General features: G+C 65.9%; 12 protein-coding genes. 1 reads left to right on the forward strand and 11 read right to left on the reverse strand.

What is annotated here, in order from left to right; translation table 11 throughout:
* Window positions 1–6: 6 nt before the first annotated feature.
* From glyS to RBR52_RS09275, 11 genes are all read right to left on the reverse strand, one after another.
* Window positions 7–2,124, reverse strand: a complete 2,118-nt coding sequence (gene glyS, locus RBR52_RS09225) for a glycine--tRNA ligase subunit beta (protein ID WP_320376917.1) — start codon at window positions 2,122–2,124, stop codon at window positions 7–9.
* A gap of 62 nt (window positions 2,125–2,186) precedes the next feature.
* Entirely contained in the window at window positions 2,187–3,209 is a 1,023-nt protein-coding gene (gene glyQ, locus RBR52_RS09230; protein ID WP_320376918.1) for a glycine--tRNA ligase subunit alpha, read from the reverse strand.
* 62 nt (window positions 3,210–3,271) lie between these two features.
* On the reverse strand, window positions 3,272–5,836 hold the full coding sequence (locus tag RBR52_RS09235; RefSeq protein WP_320376919.1) for a penicillin-binding protein 1A: 2,565 nt from the start codon (window positions 5,834–5,836) through the stop codon (window positions 3,272–3,274).
* A 133-nt stretch (window positions 5,837–5,969) separates the two neighbouring features.
* Window positions 5,970–6,494, reverse strand: coding sequence for a hypothetical protein (locus RBR52_RS09240; protein ID WP_320376920.1), 525 nt, complete (start codon window positions 6,492–6,494; stop codon window positions 5,970–5,972).
* A 148-nt stretch (window positions 6,495–6,642) separates the two neighbouring features.
* Window positions 6,643–7,026, reverse strand: coding sequence for a hypothetical protein (locus tag RBR52_RS09245; protein ID WP_320376921.1), 384 nt, complete (start codon window positions 7,024–7,026; stop codon window positions 6,643–6,645).
* Between the two features lie 475 nt (window positions 7,027–7,501).
* Window positions 7,502–7,825: a DUF1840 domain-containing protein gene (locus tag RBR52_RS09250; protein ID WP_320376922.1), complete on the reverse strand. Its 324-nt coding sequence runs from the start codon at window positions 7,823–7,825 to the stop codon at window positions 7,502–7,504.
* Window positions 7,826–7,989: 164 nt separating this feature from the next.
* Window positions 7,990–8,283, reverse strand: coding sequence for a hypothetical protein (locus tag RBR52_RS09255; RefSeq protein WP_320376923.1), 294 nt, complete (start codon window positions 8,281–8,283; stop codon window positions 7,990–7,992).
* A gap of 40 nt (window positions 8,284–8,323) precedes the next feature.
* Window positions 8,324–10,669 carry a nitric oxide reductase activation protein NorD gene (locus tag RBR52_RS09260; protein ID WP_320376924.1) on the reverse strand — a complete coding sequence of 782 codons (2,346 nt, stop codon included), beginning with the start codon at window positions 10,667–10,669 and terminating at the stop codon, window positions 8,324–8,326.
* A 29-nt stretch (window positions 10,670–10,698) separates the two neighbouring features.
* Window positions 10,699–11,502: a CbbQ/NirQ/NorQ/GpvN family protein gene (locus RBR52_RS09265; RefSeq protein ID WP_320376925.1), complete on the reverse strand. Its 804-nt coding sequence runs from the start codon at window positions 11,500–11,502 to the stop codon at window positions 10,699–10,701.
* Between the two features lie 51 nt (window positions 11,503–11,553).
* Window positions 11,554–11,910, reverse strand: coding sequence for a ribulose bisphosphate carboxylase small subunit (locus RBR52_RS09270; RefSeq protein ID WP_320376926.1), 357 nt, complete (start codon window positions 11,908–11,910; stop codon window positions 11,554–11,556).
* An 85-nt stretch (window positions 11,911–11,995) separates the two neighbouring features.
* Complete coding sequence (locus RBR52_RS09275) at window positions 11,996–13,417, reverse strand: form I ribulose bisphosphate carboxylase large subunit (RefSeq protein ID WP_320376927.1); 1,422 nt, start codon at window positions 13,415–13,417, stop codon at window positions 11,996–11,998.
* A 317-nt stretch (window positions 13,418–13,734) separates the two neighbouring features.
* Between RBR52_RS09275 and tal the strand changes: the two genes are divergently transcribed.
* Window positions 13,735–14,676 carry a transaldolase gene (tal, locus tag RBR52_RS09280; RefSeq protein ID WP_320376928.1) on the forward strand — a complete coding sequence of 314 codons (942 nt, stop codon included), beginning with the start codon at window positions 13,735–13,737 and terminating at the stop codon, window positions 14,674–14,676.
* The last annotated feature ends 8 nt before the right edge of the window (window positions 14,677–14,684 follow it).

A 14,684-nucleotide genomic window follows, 5' to 3' on the forward strand; every position in this document is an offset into this window, starting at 1 on the left:
GCAGCTTCAGGTCGCCAGACGCGACAGATCGGCGACCTGGTTCATCGCATTTTGCAGCCGAGCCAGCAGCGCCAGGCGGTTGGCGCGCAGCGCGGGGTCTTCGGCGTTGACCATCACCTGGTCGAAGAAGGTATCCACCGGGACTTTCAGCGCGGCCAGCGCCTTGAGCGCGGCGGTGTAGTCGCCTGCCGCATAGTGTTGCTGCACCTGCGATCTCACGGCAAGCAAGGCCTGCGACAAAGCGATTTCGGCGGGCTCGACCAGACGGTCTGTATAGAAACCGCTGCCGTCCTTCACCCCGTCGGATTTGCGCAGAATATTGCCCACCCGTTTGTTGGCTGCGGCCAGCGCGTCTGCTTCGGGCAGGGCGGCGAAGGCGCGCACCGCCTCCAGGCGGCGCGGTACATCGGCCAGGATCTCGGGCCGCTGCGCCAGCACCGCATCGACCTCCTGCGCCGTCCAGCCCTGCTCGCGCAGCAGGTTGGCCAGCCGCTCGTAGAGGAAAGTCTGCACCTCTGCGTCGGGGTCGGCGAACCCGGCCACCGCGCTGAACACCGGCACGGCATCGCGCACAAAGCGCGACAGCTCGATCCCTGTGCCGCGCTCCATCAACATGCGGATGATGCCCAGCGCATGGCGGCGCAGCGCGAACGGGTCTTTGTCGCCGGTCGGGCGCTCGCCGATGCCGAACAGGCCGACCAGGGTTTCGGTCTTGTCGGCCAGCGCCAGCGCGAAGCCCACGTCGCTGCGCGGCAACTCGTCGCCGGAAAAACGCGGCTTGTAATGATCTTCGATGGCCTCGGCCACCAAGGGATGTTCGCCATCATGCGCGGCGTAGTAACGCCCCATGACGCCCTGCAGTTCGGGAAACTCGCCGACCATATCGGTCAGCAGATCGGTCTTGGCCAGCAGCGCGGCGCGCTCGGCCAGATCGACAGGAAAGGAAGGTGGAATCTGGGCGGCGATGATGCGCGCCAGCGCCTGCACCCGTCGCATGCGCTCGCCCTGCGAGCCCAGCCTGGCGTGATAGACCACTCTGTCCAGGCCGGGTACGCGGCTTTCGAGCGAGCGCTTGCGGTCCTGCTCGAAAAAGAACTGCGCATCGGCCAGGCGCGGGCGCACCACGCGCTCGTTGCCGGAGATCACGGCGCTTGGATCGGACGGCGAGATATTGCTGACCACGAGGAAACGGTGGGTCAGCTTGCCCGCGGCGTCGAGCAGGGGAAAGTATTTCTGGTTAGCCTTCATCGTGAGGATGAGGCACTCCTGCGGTACCGCGAGAAAGGCGGGATCGAACTCGCACAGCAGCACATTCGGGCGTTCGACCAGGGCGGTGACTTCGTCGAGCAGCGCGGCATCTTCGATGGGATGCAGCCCGTGTCCCGCTGCTGCGGCTGCCGCCTGTAATCGTTGGAGGAGGTCGGCGCGGCGTTGCGCAAAACTTGCAATCACCGCCCCTTCATCACGCAACTGCTGGGCGTAGCCATCGGCATTGCGCAGCACGATCGGGTCGGCACTGGCTTCGAAGCGATGGCCGTGCGTTTCGCGCCCTGCCGTCAGCCCCAGCGCCTGCACCGGCACGATGTCGGCGCCATGCAGCGCGACCAGACCGTGCGCGGGACGCACGAACTTCACCGTGGTCCAGCCGTCGGCCAACTGGTAGGCCATGACCTTGGGGATGGGAAGCCGGGCAATGGCCCCGGCGAGCGCCTCCTGCAGACCCTCGGCCAGCGAGGCGCCGGGCGCCACGGTGTCGATGAACAAGATTTCCGCCTTGCCAACGCCCTCGCGGCGCAGCCGAGGGGCGGCGTCACTGCCCAGGCCCAGCGCGCCGAGCCTTTTCAGCAAGGCCGGGGTGGGCTTGCCGTCGGCATCCAGTCCGACGGCCGCGGGCATGAGCTTCTGCGCCACGGCCTTGTCGGCCGCCTTGGCGGCGACGGCGGTCAGGTGGGCGGCCAAGCGGCGCGGGCTGGCGAACGGCGTGACGACGCAGTCGGCGGTGGCCAGGCCCTGGGCCTGCAGACTCGCGGCCAGGGCGCGGGCGAAGGACTCGCCCAGCGCGGGCAGGGCCTTGGGCGGCAGTTCTTCGACAAAGAGTTCGACAAGCAGATTCTGTGTGTTCATGGCGGGTAATTTGGGCCGACGCCTGCCCGCGACATCGGCGCGGGCGCGGCGTGCTGCTGACCTCAGGCGGCTTTCTTCTGGGCGAGTTGGGCCAAGACTTCGTCGGCCCAGTCTTTCGGCGCCAAGGGGAAGCCCAGGCGGGCGCGGCTGTCGAGGTATTCCTGCGCCACGCCGCGTGCGAGATGGCGGATGCGACCGATGTAGGCGGCGCGCTCGGTGACGGAAATCGCGCCGCGGGCGTCGAGCAGATTGAAGCTGTGCGCGCACTTGAGCACCTGCTCGTAAGCGGGCAGCGCGAGTTGCGCGGCCATCAGCGCCTTGGCCTGCTTTTCATGCGCGGCGAAGGCGGTGAGCAGAAACTCCACGTCGCTGTGCTCGAAGTTGTAGGCGCTCTGCTCGACTTCGTTCTGGTGGAACACGTCGCCGTATTTGAGAAGGGTACGAGCGCCGCCGGGCCGCCCCAAGGCGCTCGCGCCCCCTTGGAGGGCAGACACCGCTTGCGGGGGCGTGGGGGCAGTCACTTCGCCAGCCACCTCGGTTTCGGTCCAGACCAGGTCGTACACGCTCTGCACACCCTGCAGGTACATCGCCAGACGCTCCAGGCCGTAGGTGATCTCGCCGGTCAGCGGCTTGCAGTCGATGCCGCCGACCTGCTGGAAGTAGGTGAACTGGGTGACTTCCATGCCGTTGAGCCACACCTCCCAGCCCAGCCCCCAGGCGCCGAGCGTGGGGTTCTCCCAGTCGTCCTCGACGAAGCGGATGTCGTTGGTCTTCAGGTCCAAACCCAGCGCCTGCAGACTGCCGAGATAGAGGTCGAGGATGTTTTCAGGTGCGGGCTTGAGCACCACCTGGAACTGGTAGTAATGCTGCAGCCGGTTGGGGTTGTCGCCGTAGCGGCCGTCCTTCGGGCGGCGGCTGGGCTGGACATAGGCGGCCTTCCACGGCTCGGGCCCGAGGGCGCGCAAAAACGTGGCGGTATGGCTGGTGCCGGCGCCGACTTCCATGTCGTAGGGCTGAAGCAGAGCGCAGCCCTGGCGGGCCCAATAGGTTTGCAGTGTGAGAACGAGGTCTTGAAAGGTGCGCATGGAATCGGCCTTGAAGAAGGCCTCATTGTAGAAAGCGCACCCGGCTCGGTCTCGGCGCGGCTTCAGTGACCGCCGCCCAGCGAGGGCAGGATGGCACCGGGCGCGAGCACGGGCTGCGGCGGCACCGGCTGGGCGATGGCGGCCGGGTGCGTGCCCGGCCCCTGACCGCGCACGCTGACGGTGGACGTGCCCACCGGCACGCCGCCGGGCCCGACCAGCATGCCGCCACTGCCCGTACTCACGGCCCCCGCGGGCGCCGAAGCCGAGGCCGACAGCGGCATCATGGCATCGATGGCCAGCGGCGGGAAGTTCTGCAGGAAATAGCCGCTCACCGCGCCAGGCGCGTTCGAGGCAAACCCTGTGGCCGGGTTCACCTGCGCCATGATCACCCCCGGCGGCACGGGCCAGGGCACGTCGGGCTTGCCCTGCAGCGCCACACGCATGTAATCCATCCAGATCGGCAGCGCGGCCTTGGCGCCCTGCTCGCCACGGTAGAGGTCGCGCTGGTTGTTGTAGCCCATCCAGGTGATGGCCACCAGATCGGGGTTGAAGCCGTCGAACCAGGCGTCGTGGAAATTCTGCGAGGTGCCGGTCTTGCCCGCCAGATCGATGCGCCCCAGCGACCGCGCCGCCGCGCCGGTGCCGCGCTGGATCACCGCCTGCATCATCTGCGTGGTGAGAAAGGCATTGGCCGCGCTGATGATGCGCGGCGCGTTCCGCCCCGCGACGACGGGCTTGTGCACGTAGACCTCGGCGCCGCGGGCATCGACGATGCGCTGGATGAGGTAGGGCTCGACCAGCGAGCCGCCGTTGGCGAATACCGCATAGGCGGTGGCCATCTGCAGCGGCGTGAAGCTGCCCGCGCCCAGCACCATGGTCGGATAGGGCGGAATCTGATCGAGCGGCAGGCCGAAGCGCGAGGCGAACTGGCGGGCGTAGGGGATGCCCACGGCCAGCAGCACCTTGACCGCACAGACGTTGTCGGAATGCGCCAGCGCCAGCGATGCCGGAATCGCGCCGAGCTGCTCGTTGTCGTAGTTGTGCGGCGTCCACGGCGGCAGACCGGGGCCCTGCGAAATGGTGATGGGCGAATCGTCGATGACCGTCGTCGGCGCCAGTCCCTCGTCGATCGCCGCGGAATAGATGAAGGGCTTGAAGCTCGATCCGGGCTGGCGGAAGGCCTGGTTCACGTGGTCGAACTTCTCGTGGTTGTAGTCGAAGCCGCCCACCCAGGCGCGCACCGCACCGTCTTTCGGATCGAGCGACACCAGCGCCGACTGCACATCGGGCATCTGCGCGATGCGCCAGCCCTTGGCCAGCTTCTGCAGCCAGACCACGCTGCCGCGATCGATGCGCAGCTTGTCGCTGGCCTTGGGCGAAAGGCCCGCGGCGGCGAACTTGAGCGCATCGCCGCCGAGTTCCACCGTATTGCCCGATTTCAGCATGGTCTCGACCCGCTTGGGGCTGGCGTGCAGCACCACGGCCGGATGTAGTCCGCCCGCTGCGTCATAGGGTTTGAGCGCCTTGATCGCCACGGCCAAGGCATCGGCATCGTGCTCGGGCAGGTCGATGCGCGCCTGCGGTCCGCGCCAGCCGTGGCGCTGGTCATAGGCCAGCACCCCGGCGTGCACCGCATCGACTGCGGCCTTCTGGTCGCGGTCGTGCAACGTGGTGTAGACCTTGTAGCCATCGGTATAGGCCGCCTCGCCAAAGCGTGCCACCATGATTTGGCGCACCTGCTCGGCGGCGTAATCGGCGTCCACCTTGTAGCGCAGCAGACCCTGTCCGGCCACGACATCGAGCGGCGCCTGCATGGCGTCGTCATACTCCACCCGGGTGATGTCGCCCAGTGCCAGCATGCGGCCCAGCACGTAATGCTGGCGAATCAGCGCGGCCTTGATATTGGTCTGCGGGTTGAAGGCCGAAGGCGCCTTGGGCAGGCCCGCCAGCACGGCGATCTGCGCCAGGCTGAGCTGGTCGAGCGGCTTGCCGTAATACACCTGCGCCGCAGCGGCCACGCCATAGGCGCGCTGGCCGAGATAGACCTGATTGAGGTAGCGCTCGAGAATCTGATCCTTGCTCAGCTCGTGCTCGATCTTGTAGGCCATCAGCGCTTCGGTGAACTTGCGCAGCGGCGTTTTCTGCGGACTGAGATAGAAGTCGCGCGCCACCTGCATGGTGATGGTGGACGCGCCCTGCACCGCCGCGCCGTGCATCAGGTCGGCCAGGGCGGCGCGAAACACCCCCGTCCAGTCCACCGCGCCGTGCTGGTAGAACTGCGCGTCTTCGGCTGCGAGAAAGGCCTGGCGCACCTGCAGCGGGATCTGCGCAAACGGCACCACCGTGCGGCGCTGCACGCCAAACTCGCCGATCAGCGTGCCCTCGGCCGAATACACCCGCAGCGGCAGGTCGGGGCGATAGTCGGTGAGCTCGCTCAGTGCGGGCAGCCGCGGATAGAGCATGACCACGGCAAACACCAGCGCCAGCAGCCCGGCTGCGCCCAGCAGCGCTGCGCCGAGAAGAAATCGCAGCCACAGCGGCAGCGAACGCGCCGGGCGGCGACGCTCGTTGCGGCCGGCAGGCGGCTTGGGGGAACCCGCAGGCGCGGAATCAGCAGGGGTACTCATGGTCGCGGGGCATGATAGCCGCCGCGTTCGCTAAAACGCCCGCCTTGCCGTGACCAGTTGTCACGCAAAGTAACGCCGTGCGCCAGCAACCCGCCCCATCGCCCGCCAACGCTGGGCACCCATCCGGTCTGCCTCATTGCGCCGGGGGTTGGGCGGGCGGGTAGGTCGGTTGCTGCGGCGCGGGCTGATAGGAAGGCTGCGCGGGGTAGGCCGGGGGCGGAGGTGGCGGCACATAGCGTGGTGCGGTGTAGCCCGGCACCTGCGCTCCCTTGGAGTACATGCACTGTTGATACGCAATGTTGTAGGCACGTTGTGCACTGTATTGCGTATCGGAATAAGACCCCGCGCCACCGGCGCTGCCTGCGAGCAGGCCCACGCCCGCGCCGACACCGGCGCCCTGGCTGTTGCCGCCGATCAGCGCCCCGGCTGCGGCACCGACGCCGGTGGCCACAGCCGCCGAGGTCAAGCCGGAATTGCTGGCCCCGCCCTGGTAGGGAGCCGCCTGCTGCGCGGCAAACTGACGGCAGACTGCATCGATGGCCTGGAACTGTTCGAAAGGCATGCCCGGCGCGGGCATGACGGCAATCGTCGGCCCGAGCGGTGCGGTGGCGCAGCCCCCCAGCACGAGCGCGCCCAGAATGGCAGGAAGAACAAACAACGGACGGGAAAACCCAAGGTTTCGGGAAAACCGAAGGTTTCGATAAAACCGAAGGTTTCGATAAAACCGAAGGTTTCGATAAAACCGAAGGTTTCGATGAATTCGCATGATGCGTCCTCAAAAGTCGTTATGGGAAACAAGCCGTGAATCACTTGGCAGGCGGCGGAGGGGGCGTGGCGGGCACTGGAGTCCACCCGCCGGGGCAGACCGAGACATAAGGGTAGTAGCCAGCCGGATTCCGGCAGTAATACCAGAACGACTGTGGCGCCGGACCGGGCGGCAGCGATTGCACCACCACGGGCTGCTGCTCCACGATGACCGGAGGGTTCCAGTCGTACCAGCCGCCATAGACTGGATAAGGTGCATACCACCCACCGCCCCAGCCAGAATACCAGGGCGAGCCGTAGTAATACACCGGCAAACCCACGCCGACGCTCCAGAACACGCGGGCCTGGGCCAAGCCCGGCAGCGCAAGCAGCCCGCCCACGGCAAGGGCGAGAAAAACGCGCTTAGAAAGACGGAGCTGCTGCATGGCAAACCTCCAAAATTTGATGCGCCGATGTCTTCTGAAGTTCCGACGAAATGGTGCAATGGTCAACGCAATACTCCCGCTGATGTCGACAACACTGTCGAGACCCTTTGACGGATTTTGCTGGACGAATGTAAACCAACTGTTTCCAAACGGTTTCCGGTCAACCCATTTCCACAAGCACACGTTACGGTTGCGGCCGCAACGCCACCGCGTGCATCCATTCCATGATCGAGTTGATCTGATGCGCGAGTCCCCCATCGTTTTCGCAGACTTGGTGGCGCATGCAGGTCTCGTTTTGGCTCGGCCGACTTCACCACCCCGCTCGCAGACCATCAGCCCGGGTGGAAGTGGGCCTGAGCGGGGCGGGTGCAGACCACGGTCTCGATCTGCGAGGCGGCGTGTTCGATGTCGAGCGCTTGGTGCAGCCGGGCATGCCCCGCGCGGAATCGACCGCAGGATGCCCGTGCACGGCGGTTCAGACGCCCCAGACCACCGGCGTATCGGCCTGCTGGCAACGCTTGAGCATCTGGATGAACGGCCAGGCGCGCTGCTTCAACCCGATGGGCTGTGCGGCGGAGGCGGCCTGTCCGTCGGCCGCGTCGGCCTCCAGGGCGGCATTGCGCGCCTGCTCTTCCTCCTGGACGGCGGCTTCGAGCGCAGCAATGGCGGCAGGCATTTCAGCCGGTTCGATGATGCCCTGCGGCCCGGCCGACTTGCCGATGATGGACAGAATGCGCTGGGCCGGCCCGGCGTTCATGAACAAATCGCTATCGGCCTTCGATTGAAACTTGTAGATCATGAATGGATGCTCCATGGGGCAAGACGGCGATGCGCCGTCTCGATGCCGCATTGTGCCCTCCGCGAGCGGGCTCTGTCATGCTGGGACGAGTCCGGGTTGCCTGCCCGACCGCTTCCTCACCCTGATGGGAAAACGCCAGGCCGCCCCAAGTTTTCTCATGAGCCTTACTCGTCTTCCCCCAACTCCGCATTCCAGCCCCGCTCCTTGGCGCGGGCCACGGCCTCGGTGTAGATGCGGGTGTGGCGCTCGGCGAGTTCAGGCGGCAGGCGGCTGGGGAGGTTGCCGTACTGATCCCAGGTCTTGTCGACCCTGTCCATCAAGGTCTGCATCTGGCCGAGGCTCCAGCCGGCGCAATCCTGCGTGTCGGCAATGAAGCCGAACACCCGGGCATCGAGCACCACGCGGCCGAGCTGGGTGATGCCGTGCCTGTCCTGATCGAGTCCGACGTATTTGTCCATGCGGCGTTTGGCGTGAAAAGTCAGAAGAACAAACGGCGCGCTACCGCGTCAGCCCGGCGTACAGCAGCGGCAGCTTTTCCGGCAGGCGCTGCACATGATCGACGACCATGAAGCGGTTCTGGCCGAAGATGCGGGCGACGTACTGATCGGCGCGCGGGTCCAGGCTCAGGCAATAGGTGGTCACGCCGTGCCTGGCGACATCTTCCACCGCCTTTTTGGCGTCCGATCGCAGGTATTGCGGGTCGCGCACGTCGATGTCGGCGGGTTCGCCGTCGGTGATGACCAGCAACAGCTTCCTGGCCGACTTCTGCAGTTGCAGGTGGTGCCCGGCGTGACGGATGGCCGCGCCCATGCGGGTGGAGAGCTGGCCGGTCATGCCGGCCAGCCGCGCCTTGGGCTCTTCGTTCCAGTGCTGGTCGAAGTCCTTGAAGCGCAGGTACTGCACATCGTGGCGACCGTCGGAGCAGAAGCCGTGGATGGCGAAGGGGTCGCCCACCTTGCTGATGGCGTCTGCCAGCAGCACGCAGGCCTGGCGGGTGAGGTCGAGCACGGAATAGTCCTGTCCAGCGACCTTGTCGTTGGTCGATTCGGACAGGTCGAGCAGCACCAGGATGGAGAAGTCGCGCACGCTGCGCACGCTGCGCATCATGATGCGCGGATCGGGCTGCTGGCCCATGCGCAGGTCGATGAAGCTGGCAATCGCCGCGTTGATGTCGATCTCGTCGCCGTCTTCGAGCTTGCGGATGCGCTGCACGCCCTGCGGCTGCATGGCGTCGAGCAGGAACTTCATGCGGTGGATCTCGCGCTTGTACTGCGCGGTGATGGCATCGATGAGGGCCAGATCGCCGAGCTTGCCGCGCCGCTCCAGCACCGTGGCCCAGGCCGGGCGTTCGAGCTGGATCTGGTAGTCCCACTCGGCGTAATGGAAGGGCTCGGAGATGGGCTCCTTGCCTTCCAGCTCGTTGTAGCTCTTGCCCAGGTCTTCGTAGGGAAACAGCTCGGTGCCGAGCACCCAGATTTCCTCGGCATCGTCACCGGCGGTTTCGACGTCGACTTCGTTGGCCATCTCCATCACGCTGACGTGCTTGCGCACCTGCTTGACGGATTCATAGCCTGCGCTGGCAGCCTTGTCGAAGTCGAACTCGGCGAACTCCCAGAAGTAGCGGTTGTCGTCGCGGTAGGGTGCGCTCTGCACGTCGGTGCGCGGGTGGAACGGCAGGCGCTTTTCGGCCTGCAGCCTGTGCGCCAGAGTGACGCCGATGTCCCACGAAATCTGGTTGTCGTGCAGGCGGTCTTGCGCAGCGGCGAACAGCGCGCGGCCTTCGACGATCCACGGGTCGGCGTCGGCATAGGCGTCGTCGAGCAGGGCGCGGGCGAGGCGGTCGAGATGGTCGCCCACGCTGTGCGTCATCTCGGGCGTGGCGCTGTGCAGCCTGGCCCAGAGCTGCTTCAGGCCGGGGAAGCGGCGGATGGACAGGGCTTCCACCCGCGCGTCTTCGATCACGCCGATGACGGCCATCTGGTAGGGCGTGAGCGCTTCGGCGGAAATCGGTTGTTTCGTCTCCACCACATGCGCGGCGCAGTGGGCGGCGGCGGCGCGGTAGATCTCCAGGCCGGACACCGGCTCGCCGCCTTCGACCGCAAAATCGTCGTAAGCGTCGGGCAGGTGCAGCAGATAGTCTTCGATATAGGGCTTGTAGCCTTCGCGGGTTTCAAAGTCGCCGGAAGTCGGGCGCATGAAAAAGTCGCGCGCCCACAGCGCCCGCAGATACATATTGATGCGGCGCTGCACGTCGACCAGCAGCGTGCCCTTGCGCTCTTTTTGCAGCATGGCGAGCGATTCCTTGCTCTGCAGGCTGAAGTAGGCGATCTGCTCTTCGTAGTTGGTGCGGTGCGCGTGCGCGCCCCACAGCGCCCAGCGCCGCAGACCGCCCAGGGTGAGCTGGGAGAACAGCACGTCGAGCTTGTCGAGCATGGGACGCACGCCGCGCGGCGCCTGGGCGATGAGCGTGTTGACGAACTGCAGGTAGTTGGAAAACAGCTCGGCATCGCCCAGGCGCTTGGCAGCGGTCGGCGCGGTGGCCAGCAGGCGTTCGATGACCGCGCCCGAGGTCTTGGAGGCCAGGGTGAGCGCGGCAGTGGCGAGTTCGGCCACCACGTCTTCGCCCACCTCCTTGGCCACCAGCGGGGCGTTGTCGATCCAGTTCTCCACCAGCGAATCGCCCTTGCCCAGACCGCGCAGCGCCCCCGCGCCCTTGAGGTAGTTGTCCAGTCCGCGCGGACTGAGCACCTTGGTCGCGTCGTGCCAGGCGCCTTCGAGCACCTTGCGGCTGTGCGGCGACAGGTCTTCGAGATAGTCGGCGTAATCGTCGAGGGTGATGGCCATGCTTGTGCCTCCTGGCTCGCCGGGACGGATCAGAAAAAGGTGGAGACGGCGGCGTCGAGCGCGTCGCGCATGTCGGGGTCGTCGGTGATGGGGCGCACCAGCGCCACGCGGCAGGCGGCCTTGGCGTCCACACCCTTGGCGATGAGCGAACCGGCGTAGATCAGCATGCGGGTGGACAGCCCTTCGTCGAGGCCGTGGCCCTTGAGGTTGCGGCTGCGCTCGGCGATGGACACCAGTTTCTCGGCCACGTCCTTGGGCACGCCGGACTCGTGCACCACGATCTCGGCCTCGATGGCCGCTTCGGGATAGGTGAAGTCCAGGGCGCCGAAACGCTGCTTGGTGGACTGCTTCAGATCCTTCATCAGGCTCTGGTAGCCGGGGTTGTAGGAGATGACGATCTGGAAGTCGGGGTGGGCGTGTACCAGCTCGCCCTTTTTTTCCAGCGGCAGCACGCGGCGGTTGTCGGTCAGCGGGTGGATGACCACGGTGGTGTCCTGCCGCGCTTCGACGATTTCGTCGAGGTAGCAGATGGCGCCGTGCCGCGCGGCGATGGCCAGCGGGCCATCCTGCCACTCGGTGCCGGTGGCCGAGAGCAGAAAGCGGCCGACCAGGTCGGAGGCGGTCATGTCCTCGTTGCAGGCCACGGTGATGAGCGGCCTGTTGAGCCGGTACGCCATGGATTCGACGAAACGGGTCTTGCCGCAGCCGGTGGGGCCCTTGAGCATCATGGGCATGCGCACCGAGTAGGCGGCCTCGAACAGTTCGATCTCGTCGGCGACCGGGCGGTAATACGGTTCCTGGGTGATGCGGTATTGGTCGATGATGTGGGTCATGGAATGCTCCTGGGGGTGCTCCCCCACCCTTGAGGGGCGAGGGAGCGAAGGTCACACCGTCTTGCCGCGGAAGATCACCATCGACGCGCCCTGCGACTGCTTGAAGTTGTCGTAGCCGATCAGCCGCACGTGGTTCTCCGGGTTGGCCTTGTGGCAGGCTTCGGCTTCGGCCAGGATGCGGTCCACATCGGTTTCGCCGAACATCGGCAGCTTCCACATGTACCAGTAGGAGTCCATCAGGTGCTCGGGCTCTGTGTGCTCGATGGCGGGGTTCCAGCCTTTGGAGACGATGTATTGCACCTGCTTGCGTATCTGCTCGGGGGTCATGGCCGGCAGGTAGGAGAAGGTTTCGAACTTGCGGCTGGCGGGGTCGGAGAGCCGGCTTTTGTAATCCATCACTTCAGACATTTGATTTCCTTTCAAATCGATTCATTCGCGCCGCGCGCCGGGCCTGGGCCGTGCACGCTGCGCCAGGTTTTCGCAACGCCGGGGTTTACTTGTGCGCGACGTCCAGCTTGTCGACGGTGTCGAACTCGAACTTGATTTCTTTCCAGGTTTCCATGGCGATCTTCAGTTCGGGGCTGTGCTTTGCCGCTTCGGTCAGGATGGCCTTGCCTTCCTTCTCGACGGCGACGCCGCGGTTGCGCGCTTCCACGCAGGCTTCCAGCGCAACCCGGTTCGCCGCGGCGCCGGCTGCGTTGCCCCACGGATGTCCGAGCGTGCCGCCGCCGAACTGCAGCACCGAGTCGTCACCGAAGATGGTGACCAGCGCGGGCATGTGCCAGACGTGGATGCCGCCCGAGGCGACCGGGAAGACGCCGGGCATGGAGCCCCAGTCCTGGTCGAAGAAGATGCCGCGCGAACGGTCTTCCTTGATGTAGGACTCGCGCATGATGTCGATCCAGCCCAGGGTGGCCTCGCGGTCGCCTTCGAGCTTGCCCACGACGGTGCCGGAGTGCAGGTGGTCGCCACCCATCAGGCGCAGTACCTTGGCCAGCACGCGGAAGTGGATGCCGTGGTGCGGGTTGCGGTCGAGCACGGCGTGCATGGCGCGGTGCACGTGCAGCAGCACGCCGTTGTCGCGGCACCAGTCGGCCAGTCCCGTGTGGGCGCAGAAGCCGCCGGTGATGTAGTCGTGCATGATGATGGGGGCGCCGATTTCCTTGGCGTACTCGGCCCGCTTGTACATTTCTTCCGGCGTCGGTGCGGTCACGTTGAGATAATGGCCCTTGCGCTCGCCGGTCTCGCGCTCGGCCTTCTCGATGGCTTCCATGACGAAGTCGAAGCGCTGGCGCCAGCGCATGAAGGGCTGGCTGTTGACGTTCTCGTCGTCCTTGGTGAAGTCCAGGCCGCCGCGCAGCACTTCATATACGGCGCGGCCGTAGTTCTTGGCCGAAAGGCCCAATTTCGGCTTGATGGTGCAGCCCAGGAGAGGCCGGCCGTACTTGTTCATGATGTCGCGCTCGACCTGGATGCCGTGGGGCGGGCCGCCGCAGGTCTTGACGTAGGCGATGGGGAAGCGCACGTCTTCCAGGCGCAGCGCGCGCACGGCCTTGAAGCCGAACACGTTGCCGACGAGCGAGGTGAACACGTTGACCACCGAACCCTCTTCGAACAGGTCGATCGGGTAGGCGATGAAGGCATAGAAGCACGTGTCGTCGCCGGGAACGTCCTCGATCGCATAGGCACGGCCCTTGTAGTAGTCGAGGTCGGTCAGCAGATCGGTCCACACCGTGGTCCAGGTGCCGGTGGAAGACTCGGCGGCCACGGCGGCGGCGGCTTCCTCGCGGTCCACGCCCGGCTGGGGGGTGATCTTGAACACGGCCAGGATGTCGGTATCCTGCGGCGTGTACTCGGGCATCCAGTAAGTCTGCCGGTATTCCTTCACACCGGCGTTGTAGGTTTTCACTGCCATGGTTTGCTCCTTCACTTGCGCTTCATTGAAAAACGATTGAGATGGCCCCATTCGCCTTGCCATGCCCTGGATCGCACAGGGGATTCGTGCTCCATCCGACAACTTGAATGCACCGCGGCGATGTCTGAAATTTCGACCCCGTGGTGTCAAGGCAAACGCAGTGTAGGAGGCTGATTCAATCATTAAAACTAACAATAAATGACCGATGAATTCAGGAAAAATTAACAGTCCGGGGCTGAATCCATGACTCGATCCGCAGTTCGGCTTTGCCTGCAGTGAACCTGTGCGCCGCTCGATCCCTCGGTACGATGGAGCCCATGCACGCCCTCGACGCCTTGTCCGCCTCGACCACGGTGGTGGTCGATACCGCCGATCTGGATCTGGTTTCGCGCTGGAAAGCGCGCGATGCCACGACCAATCCCAGCCTCATCCTGAAAGCCGCGCGCGATGCGCGCCATGGCGCGCTGTTGCGCCAGGCGCAGGCCGCGCCCGCGCATCACGCCGAAGAGCGCATGGATCGCCTGCTGGTGGCGTTTGGCATCGAAATCCTGCGGCGCGTGCCGGGGCGCGTGTCCACCGAGGTCGATGCGCGGCTGTCGTTCGATACGGCGGCCACGCTGGCGCGCGCACGCCGCCTCATCGCGCTCTACGCCGCGCAAGGCGTGCCGCGCGAGCGCGTGCTCATCAAGATCGCCTCCACCTGGGAGGGCATTGCCGCCGCGCGTGTGTTGCAGCAGGAAGGCATCGCCTGCAATCTCACCCTGCTGTTCAACTTCGAGCAGGCGCGGGCCTGCGCCGACGCGCAGGTGCAGCTCATCTCGCCCTTTGTCGGGCGCATCACCGATTGGCACAGGCAGCAGCTCGGCGCAGGCTGGGACGATGCCGCCCGGCGCGGTGCGAACGATCCGGGCGTGCGCTCGCTGCTGCGCATCTGGCGCTACTACAAGCAGCACGGCGTGCGCACCGAGGTCATGGGCGCGAGCTTTCGCAACCTCGACCAGATCGCCGCGCTCGCCGGGTGCGACCTGCTGACCATCGCCCCCGCGCTGCTGGACGAACTCGCTGACAGCGCGCGTCCCATGCCGCGTCAGCTCGATCCGGCATGCCCCGGCGCCGTGGAAGATGCCCTGCCGCCCGCCATCGACGAAGCCGAATTTCGTGTGGCGCTGCAGGCCGATCGCATGGCCAGCGAGAAGCTCGCCGAAGGCGTGCGCCTGTTCTCGGCGGACACGCAAGCCTTGCCGCAGATGCTGGACTGATCGGCGAT

Source organism: Thiomonas sp. (genome assembly GCF_034007205.1).
GTDB lineage: Bacteria > Pseudomonadota > Gammaproteobacteria > Burkholderiales > Burkholderiaceae_C > Thiomonas.

Excerpts from the sequence above, each read along its gene's own strand:
- RBR52_RS09255 (WP_320376923.1), bottom strand. The coding sequence starts at position 8,283 with ATGGACAAATACGTCGGACTCGATCAGGACAGGCACGGCATCACCCAG.
- RBR52_RS09270 (WP_320376926.1), bottom strand. The coding sequence starts at position 11,910 with ATGTCTGAAGTGATGGATTACAAAAGCCGGCTCTCCGACCCCGCCAGC.
- RBR52_RS09265 (WP_320376925.1), bottom strand. The coding sequence starts at position 11,502 with ATGACCCACATCATCGACCAATACCGCATCACCCAGGAACCGTATTAC.
- RBR52_RS09260 (WP_320376924.1), bottom strand. The coding sequence starts at position 10,669 with ATGGCCATCACCCTCGACGATTACGCCGACTATCTCGAAGACCTGTCG.
- RBR52_RS09245 (WP_320376921.1), bottom strand. The coding sequence starts at position 7,026 with ATGCAGCAGCTCCGTCTTTCTAAGCGCGTTTTTCTCGCCCTTGCCGTG.
- RBR52_RS09275 (WP_320376927.1), bottom strand. The coding sequence starts at position 13,417 with ATGGCAGTGAAAACCTACAACGCCGGTGTGAAGGAATACCGGCAGACT.
- RBR52_RS09235 (WP_320376919.1), bottom strand. The coding sequence starts at position 5,836 with ATGAGTACCCCTGCTGATTCCGCGCCTGCGGGTTCCCCCAAGCCGCCT.
- RBR52_RS09250 (WP_320376922.1), bottom strand. The coding sequence starts at position 7,825 with ATGATCTACAAGTTTCAATCGAAGGCCGATAGCGATTTGTTCATGAAC.
- glyS (WP_320376917.1), bottom strand. The coding sequence starts at position 2,124 with ATGAACACACAGAATCTGCTTGTCGAACTCTTTGTCGAAGAACTGCCG.
- glyQ (WP_320376918.1), bottom strand. The coding sequence starts at position 3,209 with ATGCGCACCTTTCAAGACCTCGTTCTCACACTGCAAACCTATTGGGCC.
- tal (WP_320376928.1), top strand. The coding sequence starts at position 13,735 with ATGCACGCCCTCGACGCCTTGTCCGCCTCGACCACGGTGGTGGTCGAT.